Origin of the sequence: Maritimibacter sp. (assembly GCF_016774595.1) — a bacterium.
Lineage (GTDB): Bacteria > Pseudomonadota > Alphaproteobacteria > Rhodobacterales > Rhodobacteraceae > Maritimibacter > Maritimibacter alkaliphilus.
In genome coordinates this window covers 65,844-87,625 of sequence record NZ_JACBWT010000001.1, presented here as the reverse complement: position 1 = coordinate 87,625, position 21,782 = coordinate 65,844, and the positions used below count along the sequence as shown (strand labels likewise).

The 21,782-nt window shown below is 65.1% G+C and carries 23 protein-coding genes; 13 read left to right on the top strand and 10 right to left on the bottom strand.

The annotated features are described in order from the left end of the window. Window positions 1–20: 20 nt before the first annotated feature. Together HOY44_RS00425 and HOY44_RS00420 are read right to left on the bottom strand one after the other, a co-directional pair. Window positions 21–263, bottom strand: a complete 243-nt coding sequence (locus HOY44_RS00425) for a BolA/IbaG family iron-sulfur metabolism protein (RefSeq protein WP_008328399.1) — start codon at window positions 261–263, stop codon at window positions 21–23. 97 nt (window positions 264–360) lie between these two features. Continuing rightward, window positions 361–870 (bottom strand): hypothetical protein, encoded by a 510-nt coding sequence (locus HOY44_RS00420; RefSeq protein WP_287432430.1) that lies wholly within the window; start codon window positions 868–870, stop codon window positions 361–363. 78 nt (window positions 871–948) lie between these two features. On the opposite strand from HOY44_RS00420, the gene HOY44_RS00415 reads away from it, so the two are divergent. After that, window positions 949–1,704, top strand: a complete 756-nt coding sequence (locus HOY44_RS00415) for a MerR family transcriptional regulator (protein ID WP_287432428.1) — start codon at window positions 949–951, stop codon at window positions 1,702–1,704. Here HOY44_RS00415 and HOY44_RS00410 read toward each other — a convergent pair. The 4 genes from HOY44_RS00410 to HOY44_RS00395 form a co-directional block, all read right to left on the bottom strand. Beyond that, a complete protein-coding gene (locus tag HOY44_RS00410; RefSeq protein ID WP_287432426.1) occupies window positions 1,682–2,179 on the bottom strand; it encodes a hypothetical protein in 498 nt (165 codons plus the stop codon). The two genes, HOY44_RS00415 and HOY44_RS00410, sit on opposite strands and share 23 nt — an antisense overlap. Window positions 2,180–2,202: 23 nt before the next feature. Next, the gene (gene purL / locus HOY44_RS00405; protein WP_287432425.1) at window positions 2,203–4,368 is read right to left on the bottom strand and encodes a phosphoribosylformylglycinamidine synthase subunit PurL; all 2,166 of its coding nucleotides are present in this window, start codon (window positions 4,366–4,368) and stop codon (window positions 2,203–2,205) included. Window positions 4,369–4,611: 243 nt separating this feature from the next. Then, window positions 4,612–5,709, bottom strand: a complete 1,098-nt coding sequence (locus HOY44_RS00400) for a hypothetical protein (protein ID WP_287432423.1) — start codon at window positions 5,707–5,709, stop codon at window positions 4,612–4,614. A 31-nt stretch (window positions 5,710–5,740) separates the two neighbouring features. Next, window positions 5,741–6,646 carry a LysR family transcriptional regulator gene (locus HOY44_RS00395; protein ID WP_008328406.1) on the bottom strand — a complete coding sequence of 302 codons (906 nt, stop codon included), beginning with the start codon at window positions 6,644–6,646 and terminating at the stop codon, window positions 5,741–5,743. Between the two features lie 159 nt (window positions 6,647–6,805). Here HOY44_RS00395 and HOY44_RS00390 point away from each other — a divergent pair, with 159 nt between their 5' ends. From HOY44_RS00390 to HOY44_RS00350, 9 genes are all read left to right on the top strand, one after another. Then, window positions 6,806–10,228, top strand: coding sequence for an indolepyruvate ferredoxin oxidoreductase family protein (locus HOY44_RS00390; RefSeq protein ID WP_287432420.1), 3,423 nt, complete (start codon window positions 6,806–6,808; stop codon window positions 10,226–10,228). Window positions 10,229–10,402: 174 nt separating this feature from the next. Next, entirely contained in the window at window positions 10,403–11,320 is a 918-nt protein-coding gene (locus HOY44_RS00385; RefSeq protein WP_287432418.1) for a lysophospholipid acyltransferase family protein, read from the top strand. Between the two features lie 11 nt (window positions 11,321–11,331). Then, complete coding sequence (gene murI, locus HOY44_RS00380; RefSeq protein ID WP_287432416.1) at window positions 11,332–12,144, top strand: glutamate racemase; 813 nt, start codon at window positions 11,332–11,334, stop codon at window positions 12,142–12,144. Between the two features lie 54 nt (window positions 12,145–12,198). After that, window positions 12,199–13,227: an N-acetyl-gamma-glutamyl-phosphate reductase gene (gene argC, locus HOY44_RS00375; protein ID WP_287432414.1), complete on the top strand. Its 1,029-nt coding sequence runs from the start codon at window positions 12,199–12,201 to the stop codon at window positions 13,225–13,227. 73 nt (window positions 13,228–13,300) lie between these two features. Further along, window positions 13,301–13,744 (top strand): cytochrome c maturation protein CcmE, encoded by a 444-nt coding sequence (ccmE, locus tag HOY44_RS00370; RefSeq protein ID WP_040885396.1) that lies wholly within the window; start codon window positions 13,301–13,303, stop codon window positions 13,742–13,744. A gap of 66 nt (window positions 13,745–13,810) precedes the next feature. Beyond that, window positions 13,811–14,422: a holin-associated N-acetylmuramidase gene (locus HOY44_RS00365; RefSeq protein WP_287432412.1), complete on the top strand. Its 612-nt coding sequence runs from the start codon at window positions 13,811–13,813 to the stop codon at window positions 14,420–14,422. Beyond that, window positions 14,413–14,943: a holin family protein gene (locus tag HOY44_RS00360; protein ID WP_138423067.1), complete on the top strand. Its 531-nt coding sequence runs from the start codon at window positions 14,413–14,415 to the stop codon at window positions 14,941–14,943. Before HOY44_RS00365 ends, HOY44_RS00360 begins: the two co-directional genes overlap by 10 nt. Beyond that, entirely contained in the window at window positions 14,933–15,124 is a 192-nt protein-coding gene (locus tag HOY44_RS00355; RefSeq protein ID WP_008328420.1) for a hypothetical protein, read from the top strand. Before HOY44_RS00360 ends, HOY44_RS00355 begins: the two co-directional genes overlap by 11 nt. 129 nt (window positions 15,125–15,253) lie before the next feature. Then, a complete protein-coding gene (locus tag HOY44_RS00350; RefSeq protein WP_138423068.1) occupies window positions 15,254–15,679 on the top strand; it encodes a hypothetical protein in 426 nt (141 codons plus the stop codon). 28 nt (window positions 15,680–15,707) lie between these two features. Here the strand turns inward: HOY44_RS00350 and HOY44_RS00345 are convergent, their stop codons facing one another. From HOY44_RS00345 to HOY44_RS00335, 3 genes are all read right to left on the bottom strand, one after another. Next, on the bottom strand, window positions 15,708–16,211 hold the full coding sequence (locus HOY44_RS00345; RefSeq protein WP_287432409.1) for an outer membrane protein: 504 nt from the start codon (window positions 16,209–16,211) through the stop codon (window positions 15,708–15,710). 128 nt (window positions 16,212–16,339) lie between these two features. Continuing rightward, a complete protein-coding gene (locus HOY44_RS00340; RefSeq protein ID WP_138423069.1) occupies window positions 16,340–16,618 on the bottom strand; it encodes a hypothetical protein in 279 nt (92 codons plus the stop codon). Window positions 16,619–16,688: 70 nt separating this feature from the next. Continuing rightward, window positions 16,689–17,162: an outer membrane protein gene (locus HOY44_RS00335; protein ID WP_008328428.1), complete on the bottom strand. Its 474-nt coding sequence runs from the start codon at window positions 17,160–17,162 to the stop codon at window positions 16,689–16,691. Between the two features lie 239 nt (window positions 17,163–17,401). On the opposite strand from HOY44_RS00335, the gene HOY44_RS00330 reads away from it, so the two are divergent. The 3 genes from HOY44_RS00330 (at window position 17,402) to HOY44_RS00320 (ending at window position 20,716) form a co-directional block, all read left to right on the top strand. Continuing rightward, window positions 17,402–19,378, top strand: a complete 1,977-nt coding sequence (locus HOY44_RS00330) for a heme lyase CcmF/NrfE family subunit (RefSeq protein WP_287432406.1) — start codon at window positions 17,402–17,404, stop codon at window positions 19,376–19,378. Beyond that, a complete protein-coding gene (locus tag HOY44_RS00325) occupies window positions 19,375–19,827 on the top strand; it encodes a cytochrome c-type biogenesis protein (protein ID WP_287432404.1) in 453 nt (150 codons plus the stop codon). Before HOY44_RS00330 ends, HOY44_RS00325 begins: the two co-directional genes overlap by 4 nt. Window positions 19,828–19,939: 112 nt before the next feature. Beyond that, window positions 19,940–20,716 (top strand): enoyl-CoA hydratase-related protein, encoded by a 777-nt coding sequence (locus HOY44_RS00320; RefSeq protein WP_138423070.1) that lies wholly within the window; start codon window positions 19,940–19,942, stop codon window positions 20,714–20,716. 86 nt (window positions 20,717–20,802) lie between these two features. Here the strand turns inward: HOY44_RS00320 and HOY44_RS00315 are convergent, their stop codons facing one another. Further along, on the bottom strand, window positions 20,803–21,711 hold the full coding sequence (locus HOY44_RS00315; protein ID WP_287432402.1) for an AEC family transporter: 909 nt from the start codon (window positions 21,709–21,711) through the stop codon (window positions 20,803–20,805). Window positions 21,712–21,782: the final 71 nt, after the last annotated feature.

Here is a 21,782-nt window from a genome sequence, read left to right as displayed (position 1 = left end):
GTCTGTCCTTGTCGCGCGTCTCAGGCGGGAGCCTTGGTGGTGAGCGCAAGCGCGTGGAGGTCGCCGTTCGGCCCGTCCATCTTGCCCTTGAGCGAGGCATAGACGGCCCGCTGCTGCTGCACCCGGTTCATGCCCTTGAAGCTTTCGTCGATCACTTCCGCCGCCCAGTGATTGCCGTCGCCGGCAAGGTCGGTGATCGTGATCTTTGCGTTCGGAAAGGTCTCACGGATGAGCGCCTCGATTTCCGATCCTTCCATGGCCATGAAGTTCTGTCTCCCAGCGGTGTTTCTCTTCCATGATGTAGATTGCGTGCGCGGGCGCTGCAAGGGTGGAGGTCCGGCGGGGGCTGTGCGCTGGCGCTCAGACGAAGTCGCGAAGCCTTGGCAGGAAGTCCTTGAGCCGGGCGGGCGCCTCCGAGGCTGCGAAGGCCGAGAGCTGTTCTTCGGTCCAGCCCTCGTCCGGGGCGTAGAGGTCGAGCAAGGCTTCGCGCTCGGCTTCGTAGCTGTCGGGCAGGTCGAGCCGTTCCGCGACCAGCAAAAGCTCGATCCCGTCATGGATCTGGCGCATCGTGGCGAAGGCCGCGAGCATCGGTTGCGTGATGTCCGGCGTCCTGGCCCACGTGTCGCCCTTGAACACCTCCTGGGTGACGCGCTGGCCTGCGCCACGGCATTCATAGGCGACGCAGCCGGGAAAGCCCGCGTCTTCGAGGTGGTTGTAGAGCGAACAGCCCAGTTTCCCGTTAAGGTTGGGGCAGGGCAGCCCCGCCGGTTTGTCTATCGCGAAATCCTCGCCCGCGTCGAAGGCGAGCGCGATGCAGCACAGAGCCGAACAATTCGCGCAGTCGGAGGTCATATCGGGGATCAGGGCCATGGGCGATATGTGACGCGGGCCGCGCGCCCGTGCAAGGGGTGTTGACCCTCACGCGGGGTGAGGCCCCATGAAAGCGCCATGACTGAGCGAATCGACGAGATGACGGTGGGCGAACTGGCTAGGGTCGCGGGTGTGACGGTGCGGCTTCTGCACCATTACGACCAGATCGGCCTGCTGCGCCCGGCCCATGTGGCCGCCAACGGATACCGCTACTACCGGCGGGCCGAGGCCGAGCGGTTGCAGGAAATCCTCGCCCTGAAGGCGGGCGGTGTGCCGCTGGACGAGATCGGCGCGATGCTGGACGGCCAAGACCGGCTGGCGCGGCTGATCGCGCACCGGGCGCGATTGGAGGCCGAGGCGGCGCGGGTCACCGGCATGATCGAGACGCTCGATGCGACGATCGAAACCGAGAGGAAAGGACGCAGAATGGCGCTCGAAAACCTATACTGGCCGCCCGCGCCGGAAGAGCAGGCCGCGCACGAGGCATGGCTGGTCGAAACCTACGGCGACTGGATGGCCGAGGCGATCGCGGCGTCGAAATCGCATCTGGCCCATGCGCCCATGGGGATGGACGGCAAGATGGACGCCTTGCGCGAGATCGAGGGGGCGCTGGTCGCGGCCTACGAGGGCGGGGTGTCGCCCGAACGGGCGGATGTGGCCGCGCACCGCGACTGGGTCGCTGGCATGTGGGGCAGGCCCTGTTCGCCCGAAGCCCATGCCGGATTGGCGGAAATGTACCTGTCCCACCCGGATTTCATCGCCCGGTACGAGGCGCTTTCGCCCGGGTTCAGCCAGTGGTTGCCTGCCGCGATCAAGGCCGCAGCAGCGCGGTGATCCCGGTCAGGGACGGCGCGCCTTCCAATGCCTCGGGGTTCGGGTCATAGGCGAGGATCTGAACTTCGGTCAGATCCTGTTCGAGGGGGCGGGCGTAGATCCAGATCAGCCCGGCATCCGGACCGTCCACCGTGAAATAGCTCGCCCGCCACGGGCTGCGGGTCTGAACCCGCTTGGCGTCCGGGCCGGGCAGGCCCTGAACCTCGCGGCGCGGGTCGTGCCTGTGGGCGTCGTTCAGGTCTTGGGCGAGGCGGGTATAGGCCGCGTCGGGCAGGACAATCATGACGCGGACAAGGGGCCTGTCCTCGCGGATGAGCAACACGCGGTTCCGGGTCGGATCACCGGCCAGCGTCACGCCGAGGAACGCTTCGGTCGCGGCGATGGCGGCCTCGGGTTCCGCCGTCTCGGGGTTTTCCGGCGCGAGCGCGACATATCCAGCGCCGCAGAGCACGAGCAACGCGGCCGTGGCCGCCACGGCGCGGGGTCCGAAACGCCGGATCAGGTGGCTTTCTCGGCGAAGCTGGAACGGTAGAGTGCGGCGAGGTCCGTCAGCGGGGCTTCCGAGCCGCCGAACTTGACCGTGTCGCCCACGAATTTGCCGACGGACGAGATCGTGACGCCCGCTTTGCCCGCTTCGGTCATCAATGCCTCGGCCTGATCGAAATTGCAGGCGACGAGGTAGCGCGCCTGATCCTCACCGAAAAGTGCCGGGGTCTCGTCGGTGTCGATCTGCACGCCCACCCCGGCCGCCTCCGCCATTTCGAAGGCCGCAAGCGCGAGGCCGCCGTCGGAGATGTCGGTGCAGGCGCGGATATAGGCGCGGTTGGCGCGGATGAAGTCGCCGTTTTTCTTCTCGGCGGCGAGGTCCACATGCGGCGCGTCGCCGTCTTCGCGGTTGAACACTTCGTAAAGCAGCGCGGACTGGCCCAGATGCGTGCCGGTCTCGCCCACGAGCAGCAGCACGTGACCCTCGCGGGCTTCGCCGCCGATCAGGTCTTCGTCGAGGTTCTTCAGAAGACCCACGGCGCCGATGGTCGGGGTGGGCAGGATGCCGGTGCCGTCGGTTTCGTTGTAAAGCGACACGTTGCCCGACACGATGGGCATGTCCAACGCCTTGACCGCTTCGCCGATGCCTTGGATGGCACCCACGAATTGCCCCATGATCTCGGGCTTTTCCGGGTTGCCGAAGTTCATGTTGTCGGTGGTGGCCAGCGGCGTGGCACCCACGGCGGTCAGGTTGCGAAAGGCTTCGGCCACCGCCTGCTTGCCGCCTTCGACCGGGTTCGCCTTCACGTAGCGAGGCGTGACGTCCGAGGTGAATGCGACCGCTTTCTCGGTGCCGTGGACACGCACGATGCCCGCGCCCAGACCGGGGCGGCGCACGGTGTCGGCCATGACCATGTGGTCGTATTGCTCATAGACCCATTGCTTTGCGCCGTAGTTGGGGGATGAGAGCAGGCCCTTCAGCCCGTCGATGGGGTCGATCTGCGGCACGTCTGCCAGCGGCGCGGCCTCGGGCGTCGGCACCCAAGGGCGGTCGTATTCCGGCGCGTTGCCGGAGAGGGCGCGCAGCGGCAGGTCGGCACGGCATTCGCCCTGATGCATGATGATGAAACGGTCTTCGGGGATCGTCTCGCCCACGATGGCGAAGTCGAGATCCCATTTCTCGAACACCGCGCGCGCCTCGGCCTCTTTGTCCGGGTTCAGGACCATAAGCATCCGTTCCTGAGACTCGGACAACATCATCTCATAGGCGGTCATGTTCTCTTCGCGCTGCGGCACGTCGTCGAGATTGAGCTTGATGCCGAGCTCGCCCTTGTCGCCCATCTCGACGGCGGAACAGGTTAGGCCCGCGGCCCCCATGTCCTGAATCGAGATCACGGCGCCGGTGGCCATCAGCTCCAGCGTCGCCTCCATCAGGCGCTTTTCGGTGAACGGGTCGCCCACCTGCACCGTGGGGCGCTTTTCTTCGATGGTGTCGTCGAATTCGGCGGACGCCATCGTCGCGCCGCCCACGCCGTCGCGGCCCGTTTTGGCGCCCAAGTAAACCACGGGCATCCCGACGCCCGAAGCGGCCGAGTAGAAAATCTTGTCGGTGTCCGCGAGACCCGCGGCGAACGCGTTCACAAGGCAGTTGCCGTTATAGGCCGGGTGGAACCGCACTTCGCCGCCAACGGTCGGCACACCGAAGCAGTTGCCGTAGCCCCCGATGCCCTCGACCACGCCATGCACGAGGCGCTTGGTCTTGGGATGCGTGACTTCGCCGAAGGACAGCGAGTTCATCGCCGCGATGGGCCGCGCGCCCATGGTGAAGACGTCGCGCAGAATGCCGCCCACGCCGGTCGCGGCACCCTGATAGGGTTCGATGTAGGACGGGTGGTTGTGGCTCTCCATCTTGAAAACGATGCACTGACCGTCCCCGATGTCGACGATGCCTGCGTTCTCACCCGGTCCGCAGATGACCTGCGGGCCTTCGGTGGGCAGGGTGCGCAGCCATTTCTTCGACGACTTGTAGGAGCAATGCTCGTTCCACATGGCCGAGAAGATGCCCAGTTCAGTGAAATTCGGATCGCGATTCAGAATGCGCAGAATGTTCGCGTATTCGTCCGGTTTGATCCCGTGCGCTGCAATGATCTCTTCGGTGATCTCAGGCTCGGTGGTCATGCGCGGGTCCCCTTCAAGGCAATTGCCTGCCTCATAAGGGAAGGCGCGGGCGGGGGGAAGGGAGGGAGCGGGCTACGGCGGACAAAAAAAGACCGGGCACGAGGCCCGGCCTAAGTCCAACAGGGAGGTGAAACCGGCCAGAGAAGTCTCGATGACCAGCTTCGAGGGGGGATTTATGGGCGCAGCGCCCATTGAGCAAGCAGAGTGTGAACAATGCTGCTATGCGTTTTGTGCATAGCTTGTTCAGGCTTCCCGCATCTGGCGTTTGACATGGGCATGGCGCAGGCGCGCGGGCCAGAGGCTATGGCGCGATTGAGCCTCGGCGAACATCTGCGCCATCGCCTCCAGCATCGCGATCTCATCCGGGTTCAGCCAGTCCTCGGGTTCGACCGACATCGGCGCATCTATAGTGGCCTCGCGTTCGCGTTCCAGCGCCTCGGCCAAATAGGGCGTGCCGCCGAACCATGTCGCGTCGAAACGGGCGGCGTCTTTCGCATAGACCTCGGCCATCCGGTCGGCGAGGGCGCGGTGCATCCGTAGCTTCGGACCGCCGTCGGCGCCGCCGCGCGCCACGACATCGGCGAGCGGCCAGGCGATCTGGTTCGAGCCGTCGAACCCGATGGCCTTGAATTTCCTGTGCCAGACCTTGAGCCGCATGAGGTCGCGAACGCCCAAGGCCGCGTTCTTGCGGTCCGACGCGCCGCCGTCGACCTGTGCATCCTGACCCGGAAACACCGTCGCGGCGAAATCCGTGACGGTCGAGCCGCCGATCAGGGCGGACGGGACGAAGGGGCGCAGCGTGACCTTCACCGACGGCGACAGGTTCTTTTTCCAGCCCGTGTATTTGCGCATGTAGATGAACTGCCGATGCGCGTCGGCGGCGAAGGCATCGAAGGTCGATTGCGTGCTGCCCTGTTTGACCAACTCGACGAACAGCGACGTCAACGCGCCCAGATGCGGGCGGATATAGACCACGATCTCGCAGGTTACGAACGTGCGGCGCGCGCGATCCACCGCCTTGGCCAGCACGTCGGGGGGCAGGTTCGCGAAGTGCTCTGCCGACAGGATGACCGTCTCGGCGCGGGTGAGGGCGAGCAGGTTGGACAGCGCATCGATGACCCAGCGGTCCCGGCGTTTCCCCTCGCGGTAGGCGCGGCGCAGGATCGGGTCGAGCGAGACGTGATCCAGAAATCCGGGCAGGCGGGGATAGGCCCATGTATGGCCGGGCACGACGAGGTCGCCCCGCGCCAGTGCCGTCTGGATCGAGGTGCTGCCGGTCTTGATCTGGCCGGCATGGATGACGAGGCGCCGGGATTGTCTGGTCGTTCGGGTCGGGGGCATTGCGGGGATATGGTCGCGGCAGGCTTTGCCGTCAAACGTTCCCGCTTTCGAGGGCCTGTTTGCGGTGTTCGAATATCTCTTCCGTCACGAAATCGCGGAAGGCCGCGATCCGCTTGGAATGCCGCAGCTCTTCGGGATAGGCGAGGAACACCGGTATCTCGCGGCTTTCCTCTTCGGGAAGCACACGCTCGATCTCGGGAAAGTCCTGAAGGATGTAATCGGGCAAGATTCCGATTCCCAACCCGTTCAGGACCGCCTGAAGCACGCCGAAATAGTTGTTCACGGTGAGCAGCGAATCCACGTTATGCGTCAGGATTTCCTGCGTGAACGTGGCCCCCGCGCTGACCTGCGCCGAGTTGGTGTTCTGACAGATGATCCGGTGCTTCGACAGATCCTCCATCCGCTCCGGGCGGCCATGGGCATCGAGATAGGCATGAGTGGCATAGAGCCGCATGTTCACGCCCATCAGCTTCTTGCGGATGAGATCGGCCTGCGACGGCTCCTTGAGCCGGATCGCCACGTCGGCCTCGCGCATGGGAAGGTCGAGAACGCGCTCTTCGAGCATCAGGTCGATCTTGAGGTCGGGGTATTGCTCGTAGAGTTTCGCAAGACGCGGGGCGAGCCAGAGCGACCCGAAGCCCGTGGTCGTCGTCACCCGCAGTTCCCCGAACACCTCTTCCTTGGAATCGCGGATGCGCGCCACGGCGGCGTCGAGCCGCTGGACCATCGCGCGGGTCGCGTCGAACAGAAGCTCGCCCTGTTCGGTGAGAATCAGGCCGCGGGCATGACGGTGGAAAAGCGTCGCGTTCAGGCTCTCTTCGAGCCCGCGAATCTGGCGCGATACCGCCGATTGCGACAGGTTGAGCGCATCGCCCGCATGGGTGAGGCTTCCGGCGTCGGCAACCGCGTGAAATATTCTTAGCTTGTCCCAGTCCATCGGTGTCGCTTGTTGCTCTACAAACCTGAATTTTGTGGGCTTCTTATCATCATCAAACCGTGAAATGCCAAGGCCCTGATAAACAACATAAGACTTTTACAGGTCAAAACAATTGACCTAGCCTGACCTTGCCCAAGAGCTAGCCGGAGGAGCGCGCCAATGCGGCAAGATGTATCACTTCACGACCGTTTCGACCTGGAAAAAAGCCCGGTCCTGTTGAATGGCACGCAGGCCATGGTGCGCCTGATGCTGATTCAGGCCGCGCGCGACAAGGCGGCGGGTCTGAACACCGCCGGTCTCGTCACCGGCTACCGCGGCTCGCCTCTGGGCGGCGTGGATAGCTGGATGATGAAGGCGGGGCGCGATCTGGCCGATGCGGGCGTGGTGTTCCAGCCGGGGCTGAACGAGGATCTCGCGGCCACTGCGCTCTGGGGGTCGCAACAGGCCGAACTGCGCGGCGAGGGCACCCATGACGGCGTGTTCGGCCTTTGGTACGGAAAAGGGCCGGGCGTCGATCGCACCGGCGACGTGATGCGCCATGCCAACATGGCGGGATCGTCGAAACACGGCGGCGTTCTGATGGCGATGGGCGACGACCACACCGGCGAAAGCTCGACGGTTCTGCACCAGTCCGACTGGGCGATGGTCGACGCCTATATGCCCGTGCTGTCGCCTGCCGGTGTGCAGGAAATTCTGGATCTCGGCGTCTATGGCTATGCACTCAGCCGGTTTTCGGGGCTGTGGGCCGGGCTGAAACTGATGAAGGACACGGTTGAGGCGACGTCGGTCGTGGACGGTCGCCCGGACCGGATGAACCTTGTCACCCCCGACAACTTCGTGATGCCCGACGGCGGTCTGAACATCCGGCTCGTCGATGACCGCATCGTGCAGGAAGCGCGGATGATCGACTACAAACGGTTCGCCGCCGAGGCATTCGCCCGCGCGAACCGCATCGACAGCCGCGTCTGGGGCCATCCCGGTGCCAAGATCGGCTTCGTCGCCGCCGGCAAGAACTGGCTCGACCTCGTGCACGCGCTGTCGCTTCTGGGGATCGGCGAGGCCGAGGCGGAGCGTCTGGGCATCACCACTTACAAGGTCGCGCAGACCTGGCCGCTGGACATGGACAGCTTCCACGAATTCGCCGAAGGGCTCGACCTGATCGTCGTCGTGGAGGAAAAGCGCAAACTGATCGAAGTGCAGATCAAGGAAGCGATCTTCGACGACCGGCGCGGACGCCGTGTCTATGGCTGGCACAAGGGCGACACGTGGGAGCATGGGCGTCGGCTGGAGCTTTTCCCCACCCGCTACGCGCTCGACCCGGTGATGATCGCGGAAAAGCTGGGCGACATCCTGATCGAAGAGGGGCGCGAGACGGAATACATCAAGGCGGGCCTCGCCAAGATCGCCGAGGCGCGCAAGGCGGACAATGCCGAGCAGATCGCGGCGCGCCTGCCGTATTACTGCGCGGGCTGCCCGCACAACACCTCGACCAAGGTGCCCGAAGGGTCGCGCGCCTATGCGGGGATCGGCTGTCACTACATGGTGCAGTGGATGGACCGTTCGACGTTGGGTTTCACGCATATGGGCGGCGAAGGCGCGAACTGGATCGGGGAAGCGCCGTTCTCGACCCGCGAGCATGTGTTTCAGAACCTTGGCGACGGCACCTACAACCACTCCGGCATTCAAGCGGTGCGCGCGGCCATCGCGGCGGGCACGAACATCACCTATAAGATCCTCTACAACGACGCGGTCGCCATGACCGGCGGGCAGGCGAACGAGGGCGGGCTGGACCCCTACCGCATCGCCGCCGAAATGACCGCAGCGGGGGTGAAACGGCTTGTCGTCGTGCACGACCCGAAGGAAGAGGTCGATCCGGCGCGCTTCCCCAAGGGTGTCGAGGTGCGCGAGCGCGATCAGCTTGAGAACACCGAAAAGGAACTGCGCGAAATCAAGGGTGTAACCGTCCTTCTTTATGTTCAGACCTGCGCGGCGGAAAAACGGCGGCGGCGCAAGAAGGGCAAGTTTCCCGACCCGGACAAGCGCATCCTCATAAATACCGACATCTGCGAGGGCTGCGGCGATTGTGGGGTGCAGTCGAACTGCGTCGCCATCGTGCCGGAGGAAACCGAACTGGGGCGCAAGCGCGCCATCGACCAGTCGGCCTGCAACAAGGATTTCTCCTGCCTCAAAGGGTTCTGCCCCAGCTTCATCGAGGTCGAGGGCGGCACGCCGCGCAAAAAGGCCGCGCCGAACATCACCATGCCCGACATGCCTGATCCGGTCCTGCCGACCATCGACGGGACGTGGAACATGGTGGTCACCGGCGTCGGCGGCACGGGTGTCGTCACCATCGGGGCCGTGCTGGCCCAAGCCGCACACATCGACGGTAAGGGCGCGGGCATGATGGAGATGGCGGGTCTTGCGCAAAAGGGCGGCGCGGTTGCCGTGCACCTGCGCGTAGGCGAAACGCCCGAGGCCATTTCGGCCATTCGCATCGCGACGGGTGAACTGGACGCGCTTATCGGGGGCGAACTCGTGGTGTCCGCGGATGCCAAGACGCTGGGGCTGATGTCCACGGGGCGCACCGGGGGCGTGGTCGACAGCCACGAGACCGTCACGGGGGATTTCACCCGCGACACCGATTTCCGTATTCCGGGCGACCGTTTGGCGCTGTCTCTTGAAGCGCGGCTGAAGGATCGGGTGACGCTGTTCGACGCCACAGAACTGGCCGAAGGGCTGATGGGCGACACGATCTATTCCAACATGATGGTCATGGGCGCCTCGTGGCAGGCGGGCCTCATCCCGATCGGGTATGAGGCGATCATGACCGCGATCGAGCTGAACGGTCAGGCCGTGGAGCGCAACAAACGCGCCTTCGAGGCCGGGCGCTGGGTCATCGTCGACCGCGAGGCCGCCGAGCGCGCGGCGGGTTCAAGGGTGGTTCAGAAGCCATTGACCTTGGATGAGAAAATCGCGTTCCGCGAGCGTCACCTGACCGCCTATCAGAACGCGCGTCTTGCCAAGAAATACCGCAAACTGGTGGATCGTGCGCCGGATGATGCGATGCGCGAGGCGCTGGCTTTAGGCTACCACAAACTCCTGTCCTACAAGGACGAGTACGAGGTCGCGCGGCTCTTGCGTGACACCCGCGCCAAGGCCGAGGCGGCGTTCGAGGGGGATCTGTCGCTCAAGGTGCACCTCGCCCCGCCGGTGATGAACGGCACGGCGCCGGACGGGCGACCCAAGAAGCGCGCCTTCGGCGAAGGCTTCGTGAACGCGCTCGGCCTGCTTCCCCGGCTCAAGGTGCTGCGCGGCACCCCGCTCGACCCGTTCGGGCGGTCCGAGGAGCGGCGCATGGAGCGTGCCTTGATCGCGGAATACGAGCGCGACATGGACATGGTGCTGAACGGCTACGAGGGCGGGGAAAAGGCCGCGGCGCAGGCCCTGGCGCGCCTGCCGCTCGACATCCGCGGGTTCGGCCCGGTGAAGGAGGCGAACGCCGCAAAGGCCGCCAAACGGCGCGAGGAATTGCTGGCGGCGTTCCGGGATGGCCCTCAGGCGCAGGCCAAGGCGGCCGAGTAGCGTTTTCAGACGGAGCGGGCTTGCGCCCGCACAGGTCTTGCGCCGCCCCGCCTCAGGCGGGGCGGTGCGGTCTGGGGGCGCTGCCCCCGGCTGCATTTGCAGGCAAATGCATCCTCCCCCGAGGTATTTTGCGACCGGAGAAGTCGCGGACAGGCGCGCCTTCATCAAATCTTCATGCTGTTGTGGCATCAAGGCGGGAACGGCAGAGCAGGCAAGGTGATGCAGGGCGCGGCGCGCGATATTTCCTATGCGGCCACCATCGAAGGGCGGCTGGCGCGGCTTGCCGTGCGTGTGATCGAGGATGCGACCGGGCGGCGGCGGCTCATGCGCCGCGCGATGGGATATGAGGCCGAGCTTGCGGGCGGGGCCGAGTTCTGGTCGCTGATGGCGGCCCGCTATGGGCTGGATCCGGTGCTGGGCGGCGCGGGCCTGTCCGCGATCCCTGCCACGGGGCCGGTCGTTCTGGTGGCGAACCATCCGTTCGGGGTTCTGGATGGGCTTTTGATGGGCCTGATCCTGCAAAGGGCGCGCGGTGCGGGGTTCCGCATTCTGGCGCATGAGGTGTTCTCGCGGGCCGCCGAACTGCGCGACGTGATCCTGCCGGTCGATTTCGCAGGCACGCCCGAGGCTGCGCGCCGCACGATCCAGATGCGCAAGGACGCGCAGGGTTTTCTGACCGAGGGCGGGGCGATCGGCGTGTTTCCCGGCGGCACGGTGTCGACCGCCGCCACCCCCTTTGGCCGCGCGATGGACCCTGAGTGGCGGCGCTTCACGGCCAAGATGGTGGCGCGATCTGGGGCGACGGTGGTGCCGATCTATTTCGACGGCCAGAACTCGCGCCTGTTTCAACTGGCGAGCCATCTGTCGGTGCCCTTGCGCATGGGGCTGCTCATGCATGAGTTCCGCGCACGGGTGGATCGCCCGGTGCAGGCGATCATCGGCGCGCCCATCGCCCCGGACACGCTTGCGCAATTTCGCGCGGACCCGAAATCCATGATGGATTTCCTCAGGGAACGGACCTATGCCTTGTCGCCAACGCCGGTGGATTGGCGCGCCACCGGGTATGAATTCGACGAACGGCGCCGGGCATAGGGCGGCAGGCGATGGCAGTAGGGATTTTCGACTCGGGGCTTGGCGGGCTGACGGTGCTGGACGCGGTCACGAAACGTCTGCCGGAAGTGCCGTTCGTCTACTTCGGCGACAACGCCCATACGCCGTATGGCGTGCGCGACGCGGACGATATCTACAACCTCACGACCAAGGCCGTGTCGCGGCTGTGGGACGAGGGCTGCGACCTTGTGATCCTGGCCTGTAACACCGCTTCGGCCGCCGCGCTGCGCCGGATGCAGGAAAGCTGGATTCCCGCCGACAAGCGCGTGCTGGGCGTTTTCGTCCCGCTGATCGAGGCGCTGACCGAGCGCAAATGGGGCGACAACAGCCCGCCGCGCGAGGTGGCCGTGAAACACGTGGCGCTGTTCGCGACGCCCGCGACCGTGGCGAGCCGCGCCTTTCAACGCGAGTTGGCCTTCCGCGCCATTGGCGTGGATGTTGAGGCGCAGGCCTGCGGCGGTGTGGTCGATGCGATCGAAGAGGGCGACATGATCCTTGCCGATGCGCTGGTGCGCTCGCACGTCGATGCGCTCAAGCGCAAGATGCCCAATCCCGAGGCCGCGATCCTCGGCTGCACGCATTATCCGATCATGGAGGACGTCTTTCAGGAGGCGCTGGGGCCGGAGGTGACCGTCTATTCTCAGGCGAGCCTTGTGGCGGCTTCATTGGCCGACTACCTCGAACGGCACCCGAAGATGATCGGGTCGGGCACGGAATCGAAATTCCTGACCACCGGCAAACCCGAAAAGGTGTCGGCCGGCGCGACCCGGTTCCTGCGACGCAAGATCGCGTTCGAACAGGCCTGAATTGCACGGGGGCGCGAAAAGCCCTAAATCCCATACGACTATTCGGAGGGGACCATGACCCACAAGATCGCCATCCTCGGTGCGTCCGGCTACACCGGCGCGGAACTTGTTCGCCTGATCGCGACCCATCCGTCGATGGAAATCGTCGCGCTGTCGGCGGACCGAAAGGCCGGGATGGAAATGGCCGAGGTCTATCCGCAACTGCGCCATCTGAAGCTGCCCAAGCTTGTGACGATGGACGAGATCGACTTTGCCCAGGTCGATCTGTGCTTCGCCGCGTTGCCTCACGGGCTGTCTCAGGCGCTGGTGCGCGATCTGCCGGACAGCGTGAAGGTCGTCGATCTGGGCGCGGATTTCCGGCTGCGCAACCCGGAGGACTACACCAAGTGGTATGGCAACGACCATGTGGCGAAGGACTTGCAGCCGTCCGCCGTCTATGGCCTGACCGAGTTCTATCGCGACGACATCAAATCGGCCCGGCTGGTCGCGGGCACGGGCTGCAACGCCGCGACGGTGCAATTCGCGCTGCGGCCGTTGATCGAGGAAAGCCTGATCGACCTCGACCGGATCATCTGCGACCTCAAGAACGGGATCTCTGGCGCTGGCCGGTCGCTTAAGGAAAATATGCTGTTCGCCGAGCGGTCGACCGATGTCACGGGCTATTCCCAAGGCGGTAAGCACCGGCATCTGGGCGAGTTCGATCAGGAATTCAGCGCCATCGCGGGCCGCAAGGTCGAGATCATGTTCACGCCCCATCTGGTGCCGGTGAACCGCGGCATCCTTGCTGATTGCTATGTCGAGGGCGACCCTAAGGCGATCCACAATGCGCTGGTCGCCCGGTATGAGGCCGAACCGTTCATCGAAGTGATCCCCTTCGGGCAGGCGCCGGGGATGGGGCATGTGATGGGCTCGAACTTCTGCCACATCGGCGTGATCGGCGACCGTGTGCCGGGCCGGGCGCTCGTCGTCGCGACGCTGGACAACCTGTGCAAGGGGTCGAGCGGGCAGGCGATGCAGAACGCGAACCTGATGCTGGGCGAGGACGAGACGACCGGGCTGATGCTGGCCCCGGTCTTCCCTTGATCGTGATCAACGAAATCCCGGCGTATCGCGCTATAACGAGGCGCCTTGAAGTGGAGGACACCCTATGGCGGGCATGAAAGGCCTGAAAAAGAAACGGCGGGTGCAGATCATCGTCGTTGCCTTCGTGGCGCTCGCGCTGGCCACGGGTCTGATCGGCTATGCGTTTCGCGACGGGATCAACTATTTCCGTTCGCCCACGCAGGTGGCCGAAGAACCGCCCGCGCCGAATGAGATCTTCCGCATCGGCGGGCTGGTCGAAGAAGGCTCCATCGTGCGTGGTCAGGGCGAAACCGTGCGCTTTTCCGTGACCGACGGGGCCAACACGGTGCCGGTGGAATACACCGGGGTATTGCCGGACCTGTTTGGCGAGAATCAGGGCATGGTGGGCACCGGAAGCTACATCGACGGCGTCTTTCAAGCCTCTGAAATCCTTGCGAAACACGACGAGGAATACATGCCGAAAGAGGTGTTGGACGCGCTGAAGGAACAGGGCACCTACGTCGATCCGAACTCCTGATTCCGGGCGCATTAACCATTTGAGACCAGCCTTGGTCCCGCAATTCATGTGCGGAGGCCAAGGCAGATGCAGAGCGTTCAGGACATCGCAGCCGCGATCGTCGCCCGCGAGGGCGGCTATGTGAACGACCCGGACGATCCGGGCGGTGCGACGAATTTCGGCGTCACGATCGGGACCATGCGGCGGCTGGGGCTCGACCTCGACGGCGACGGGCGTGTGACGGCCGAAGACGTGAAGCGGTTGAGCCGGGGGCAGGCGACCGAGATTTTCATCAAGCACTATTTCGAGGGGCCGGGCATCGCATCGCTGCCCGAGGCGATTCAACCCTCGGTCTTCGATATGTACGTGAACGCAGGCGGGAATGCCGTGCGTATCCTGCAACGGATGCTGACCCGGATGGGCTATCCCTGTGCCGTCGACGGGGCCATCGGGCCGCAGACGGCGGGCGCGGCCAAGGCGGCGGCGGCCAAGGCGCCGGATCACATCGCCGACGCCTATGGCATCGAGCGGCGCAACTATTACTACCGGCTTGCCGACCGCAGACCCGCGAGCCGCAAATACGCGCGGCGGCGTGACGGCGGCAAGGGCGGCTGGATCGTGCGCGCGGAAGAGTTCATTTCGCCCAAATACCACCTGTCGGAGGCCGAGCATCGCGCTCGGGTCGCGCAATGGGGTTGATCGACGGGGCCATGAACCTCGTCTTCGGCGGCGGGCGCAACATCGTGCGCGAAACGGCGGGCGTCTTCATGGAGAACGCCGAACAGCGCGCAGTGCGCGAGGCGATGCTGCAATCCTCGGCGCTGGAGCAGTTCTCCAGCGAATTCGCGCTGCCGAAAAAAGGCTTCTTCGACCGCTTCATCGACGGGATCAACCGCGTGCCGCGCCCGGCGCTTGCCCTCGGCACCATCGGGCTGTTCGTCTCGGCGATGGTCGACCCGATCTGGTTCGCGGCCCGGATGAACGGTCTTGCGCTGGTGCCGGAGCCGCTCTGGTGGCTCATGGGCGCGATCGTCAGCTTCTATTTCGGCGCGCGCCATCAGGTGAAATCGCAGGAATTCCAGCGGTCGGTCGCGACCACCATCGCCTCGACGGGCGCGGTGGTCCAGAACCTTGAAACCCTCGACAGCCTCGAGGCGGGAAGCCGGTCGCAGGGCGACCCGAACCCGGCGCTCGACGCGTGGAGGCGGGATGGCCAGTGAGGTTCTGCTCCAGATCCTCACGGATCACGGGCCTTGGGTTCTGCTCGTCTTTTACCTGCTCTGGCGCGACGTGCAGAAGGATCAGGCGACGCGCGCCGTGCTCGACAAGAACTCGGCGATCCTGATCGAGATCACCACCATCATCCGAGAGCGGCTTCCAAGCCGGGGCAGGGATCTGTGACCCGACATTGGCGCAGAATCGGACACACGCTCAGAGCCTTTCTGGCGGGGCGAGAATTCAACCGTGCGTTGGAGCGGCATCAACGGGCGGCACGAGAACTGGACCATGCCGTGCGAGAGGTCCTTGGGCATGAAACAGGCGATTTTCCTCATCTTTCTGACCGTCCTCGCGCTTGAGGCGGGGTTCCTGCTGCTGGGCTACGTGCCGGTCGCGAACATCGTCTATGGGGCCATCGCGCTCATGGCCGTGATGATCGCGGCCACGTTCCTGTGGCTTTGGTTCGAACGGACGACGCCGCTCGCCATCGGGATGGTGGTGAGCTGGTTCGGGATGGCGTGCCTTGCGGGATGGTGGTGGGTCTACAACCTCACGGGGTCACCGGACTGGGCGCACCAGAACCCGGGCATGTTCGGCGTGCTTGCGCTGCCGATCGTCGGATCGGTTCTGCACTTTGCCGTCATCCAAAGGAGTTTCGGGTATCACGGGATGCACTTCCTATGGCCGCTCGCGGGAGCGGTCGGGCTGTCCATCGCCGTATACCTCGTGGTGGTGTGAGGCCCCCGAGGGGGCCTCATCACAAAGCTCAGAAGCTGTAGCCGACGCCGAGTTTGAAGTCGGTGCGCGGACGGGCAAGACCAGCACCCATCACGCGGACGACTTCGCCGCGCACAAGGTACTTGCCGCCGAGCGCGTATTCCGCACCGGCACCGAAGTCGTAGATGAAGCCCGCGCCGGACATGAAGCCGGCACCGCCCTTGGCGTAGATCATGAAGTCGCTCGCGGCCGCATAGCCCGCACGCGCGTTCACGAGGCCGGTGAAGGCCGAACCCGCCGGAACCTGGCTCGTGGCCCAGTCGTACTGCACTTCAGCTTCCGCACCGAGGATGAACCCGTTTCCGAAACCGTAGTTGTAACCGGCCCAAGCGCCGACGGCACCGTCAAGACCCGCCGCCTTGGCGAAATCGTTCTGAATGAATGCACCCAGGTAGAACCCGTCGAACGCGGATTGTGCCTGAGCGGCGCCGCCCGCAAGCGACGCAACGGCAACCGAAGCTGCCATGGCAAATTTCTTGATCGTACTGCCCATTTTTATCTCCTGTGATTCAAGCGCAGTTGTCCCACGCATGTCACCGCCAGTATGCTGCGTTACGGCGAAACCGGCAAAGGGAATAGGTCTATTTCTTGTCAAATACGTGTCGAAGGGTGGTTAAAAGGCTACAATTTCATCACGACGCCTGCCCAAACGTATCCCTCGATACCGAATTCAAGGTCGCCGTCAGGAGTCTCTTTCACGTATGGGTTGTGTGGTGCGCGATTGGGTTTCGCCTCGCGCGAGCGCGGATTCGTGAGCGATTCCTCGCGTGCCGTGACGGACGGCCTGTCGGGCCATGAAAAAATCGGCTCGCTCGAACCGCGCGCCTGTCCGTCCTGCGCAAAGCCCGACGCGGGAATGAGCGTCGTGGAGAGGGCGAGAAGGGCGGCGATCCGTTTCATACCGACAATCTGACATGCAAAGAGCGGCAGGGCCAGCCTGCCGCTCTCACATTGTGTCGATAGGCGGATATCAGAACGTGTAGTTGATACCGGCCTTGGCGACATAGTCGGCCGCGCCGCCGGCGAAGTCCTGATACCGGTCCATGCCGAGGCGCAGCGAGGCACCGTTGCCGATGTCGTACTGGCCGCCGCCGCCGATGGTCCACAGGCGCGTGCCGGTCTGGTCCGCACCGGCACCGATCTTGGCATAGGCCATGAAGGGCGAACCGAAGTCGTAACCAAGACGCGCGGCGCCGGTGTAGATGTTCGCGCTGCCGCTCGGGAAATAGGCGTCGGCTTCGAAACCGGCATAGCCGCCCGGCGTGAACTCATAGAGGTAACCGGCCTGCGCGCCGAAACCGTAGGTGTTGGGGTTGGTGAAGAAATCGCCCGAGGCGTAGCCGCCCAGGTAGAAGCCGTCGAAGTCGCCGGCGGTGGCGGCGGTTGCGGTGGCGCCGATGGCGAGACCCAGTCCAAGGGCCGTGGTTTTGACAAAGCGGTGCATGTGACCTCCTTCAGGTTTGTCGTTTTGCGGGTGCTCGTGCCCGCGTGCTGGTCAACTGTCCCGTCGCTCGTGTGGGCCCAATGCTGCGGGATGTCCCGTGTTCCATCTCGCGATCAGGAAATTTGGCATCGTGCCGCCCATGCCGCAGGGACAGCCCGGCAGAACTCTGCCGGTGACAAATGCGCGACATGCGCGCGCAGGCGATTGGCGGGGCAGGCAAAACACATTAGAAACATCGCATGATTGCAGAGCTTGGACATTTGGCACTGGTGCTCGCCTTCGGCGTGGCGATCGTGCAGACAGTCGTGCCCCTCGTCGGGGCGCAAAAAGGGTGGTCGGGTTGGATGGCGATGGCCGTTCCGGCGGCCTCGCTCCAATTCCTGTTGATCGCGGCGAGCTTCGCGGCGCTCACCTATTCATTCGTGAACTCGGATTTCTCGGTCCGGCTGGTGGCGCTCAATTCGCACAGCGCGAAACCGATGCTCTACAAGATTTCGGGCGTGTGGGGGAATCACGAGGGGTCCATGCTTCTGTGGGTGCTGATCGTGGCCCTGTTCGGCGCTATGGCGAGCTGGTTCGGCGGCGGTCTTCCCCCGAAGCTCAAGGCGCGTGCCCTTGCGGTGCAGGCGTCGATCGGCGTCGCGTTTCTGGCCTTCATCCTGCTCACGTCCAACCCGTTCCTGCGCCTCGCGCAGCCGCCGTTCGACGGGCAGGACCTGAACCCGCTTCTGCAAGACCCCGGTCTCGCCTTCCATCCGCCGTTCCTCTATCTGGGCTACGTCGGTCTTTCGATGGCGTTCTCCTTCGCGGTCGCCGCCCTGATCGAGGGGCGGGTGGACGCGGCATGGGCCCGTTGGGTCCGCCCGTGGACGCTGGCCGCGTGGATCTTTCTGACCATCGGCATCGCGCTGGGGTCGTGGTGGGCCTATTACGAGCTGGGCTGGGGCGGCTTCTGGTTCTGGGATCCGGTCGAGAACGCGTCGTTCATGCCGTGGCTCTTCGCCGCCGCGCTGCTCCACTCGGCCATCGTGGTCGAAAAGCGCGAGGCGCTGAAAAGCTGGACCATTCTGCTCGCCATTCTGGCCTTCGGCTTTTCGCTGATCGGCACGTTCCTCGTCCGGTCGGGCGTCATAACCTCGGTCCATGCCTTCGCCAACGATCCCGAACGCGGGGTGTTCATCCTGATGATCCTCGGCGTCTTCACCGGCGGTGCGCTGACGCTGTTCGCCGTTCGGGCCAGCGCGATGGAGGCCAAGGGCATCTTCGGGATGGTGAGCCGGGAATCGGCGCTGGTGTTCAACAATATCCTGCTTGCGGTGTCGGCCATCGTCGTCTTCATCGGGACGATCTGGCCGCTGGTGGCCGAGATGTTCTTCGATCGCCAACTGTCGGTCGGCGCGCCGTTCTTCGAGGCCGCGTTCACGCCCTTCATGGTCGTGCTGGCGATCATCCTGCCGTTCGGGGCGCTGATGCCCTGGAAACGCGCGAAGCTGGGTAAACTGGTGCGCCCGCTGGTGCCGGCGATGGTGCTTGCCGTCGCGGTCGCGCTGCTGGCCTGGTCGATCCAGACCGAGCGCACGATCCTTGGCCCCGTGGGCTTTTTGCTTGGCGTCTGGCTGGTGGGCGGGGCGGCCACGGACCTGTGGTCCCGGCTTGGCCGAGGCCCGGTGTCGGGGCGCTTCGGACGGATGCTGCGCCTGCCGCGCGCCGATTGGGGCCGCGTGACCGCCCATGCCGGGCTCGGCGTCATCTTCATGGGCATTTCGGGGCTGATGGCGTGGCAGGTCGAGGACATCCGCGTCGCCAATTCCGCCGAACCCTTCGAGGTCGCGGACCTGACGCTGATGATCCGCGAGATCCGGCAGGTCGAGGGGCCGAACTACCTGTCGACCACCGCCGATATCGTCGTCTCGAAAAACGGGGAAGAGGTCGCCCTGCTGCATCCCGAGAAACGGGTTTATCCGGTGCAGGCGATGCCGACGACCGAAGCGGCTATCGACAACGGGTTCTGGCGCGACATCTACGTGGTGATCGGCGACCCGCAGGATAACGGCGGGTATGCCGTGCGCACCTTCATCAAGCCCTTCGCCAACTGGATCTGGGCCGGATCGCTCATCATGGCGTTGGGCGGACTTCTGAGCCTGTCCGACCGCCGTTACCGCGTCGCCGCCGGGGCCGCGAAACAGAAACCCGTTCAGGGGGTGCCTGCGGAATGAAGCGACTGATCCTCGCCCTGATCCTTGCCGCCGCGCCGGCCCTCGCCGTGAACCCGGACGAGGTGCTCGACGATCCGGCGATGGAGGCCCGCGCCCGCGCGATTTCGGCGGAACTGCGGTGCGTGGTCTGCCGGGGCGAGAATATCGACGAATCCAATGCCGCGATCGCGCGCGACCTGCGGCTGCTGGTGCGTGAGCGTCTGGTGGCGGGCGATACGAACGACGAGGTGATCGACTTCGTGGTCGACCGCTACGGCGAATACGTCCTGATGAAACCCACGACCGGTGGGGCCAACATTCTGCTCTGGGGGGCGGGCCCCGCGCTGTTCCTCATCGCGGCGGCTGGCGCGCTCGTCTATCTGCGTGGGCGTTCGATGGCGAAAGCGCCGGGGGCGGATGGTCTGTCTGACGCGGAGCAGGCACGGCTCGACGAACTCCTGAACCGCTGAGGGCGGCGAAACCCGCTGCGGGTTTCGCATCCGAATTCGGGTGCCTGTCGTTGCGTTCCCCTTTCCAACCGGACCTCAGGCTCTAGTCTTCCCGCAACCGAGGAGGCCCGGAATGCAGTACGATACGATTCTCTATGACCTTGCCGGCGGCATAGCGACAATCACGCTCAACCGCCCCGACAAGATGAACGCTCTCACGCCGCAGATGCGCGCCGAACTGGCCGAGGCGCTGAAGCGGGCCGGGACCACGGCGCGGGTCATCGTTCTGACCGGGGCCGGTGCGGCCTTTTGCTCGGGTCAGGATCTGGGCGAGGGGTCGACGGCGGCGGCGGTCGATCTGGAACGGGTGCTGCGCGACGAATACGAGCCGGTGATCCGGGCCATCGCCACGGTGCCGGTGCCGGTGATCGCCGCCGTCAACGGCCCGGCGGCGGGGGCGGGGGCGAGCCTCGCGCTGGCCGCCGATGTGGTGATCGCGACCCGCTCGGCCTATTTCCTTCAGGCCTTCACCCGGATCGGGCTGATCCCCGACGCGGGCGGCACATGGGCGCTGCCGCGTCAGGTCGGCCTGCCGCGCGCGATGGGGGCCGCGCTTTTCGCCGAAAAGATCGAGGCCGAGCAGGCCGCCGACTGGGGCATGATCTGGGAAGTGTTCGACGACGACACGTTCGAGGCGGGCTGGCGCGCGCGCGCCGAACAGCTCGCCGCCGGTCCGACGCAGGCCTACCGCGCGGTGAAGACCGCGATGCGGGCCTCGCTTGAGAACGATCTGGATACGCAATTGTCGCTGGAGGCGAAGTTGCAGGGCAAATGCGGGCAGACTCGCGACTTCAAGGAAGGTGTGCTGGCGTTCCGCGAGAAACGGAAAGCCTCGTTCGAGGGGCGGTAAGCGGGGAAAGGGGGCCAGCCCCCTTGGACGCATTCGGGGAATGCGTCCCACCCCCGAGGTTTCTTGAAACAGAGAAGAGGCGGGCGTCAGGCCAGCCCGAGAAGCGCGAGCATGACCGGGATCGTGACGACCGCCGCCATGGTCTGCGCGGTGATGAGGCCGGCCATATAGGTGCCGTCGCCGCCCAGTTGGCGGGTGAGCACATAGGCGGTCGGCGCCGTGGGGATCGCCGCGAACACGGTGAGCACCAGCGTCTCGGTGGCGCCGAGGCCGATCAACCCCGCAATCAGCCAGGCGAGCGCGGGCATGGCCAACAGGCGTAGGGCGAGCGTGCCGGTCAGGGCGAGCCCGTCCTGACCGAGCGCCGAGGGCCGGAGTGCCGCGCCGACGCACAGAAGACCCAGAGGCAGGCTGGCCTGTGCGATCAGGGTCAGGAAGCTTTCGATCCCGAAAGGAAGGCCGGTGCCCAGAAGGGCCAGCGCGATACCCACGATGCAGGCGAGGATCAGGGGGTTGGCGAACACCGTGCGCAGCATCAGGCGCGGGTTGCGAAACGCGCTGCCCTCGGTCAGCGCCATGATCGACAGCACGTTCACCAATGGCACGCCGATGGCAAGGCAGACCGCCGCGCGTTCCAGCCCCGCAGGCCCGGTGAGCGCCGAGGTCACGGCGAGGCCAAGATAGGTGTTGAACCGGATGACACCCTGAACCGTCGGGCCGAAACGGGCGGCGGGCATGGGGCGGACGAGGCGGATCAGGCTCAAGGCGGCGAAGGCCATGAGGATCACCGCGACCATCGCACCGCCCAGCCGCAGAATGGCCGGGTCGTCCAGCGGCGCGCCCGCAAGGTTGCGCACGAGCAGCGCAGGGAACAGGACGAAATAGTTGATCCGTTCCGCCGCCGGCCAGAAGCCGGCATCGGGAAACCCGCGCCGCGACAGGACGAAGCCCAAGCAGATCAGCGCGAAGAGGGGCCAGATGGTGAGGAGGAGCACGTTTCGGGTCCGTGAACTGTTCCCCGTCCGACTACCACCTCGCCCGCCAAGGCGCCAGACGGGCAAAAGAA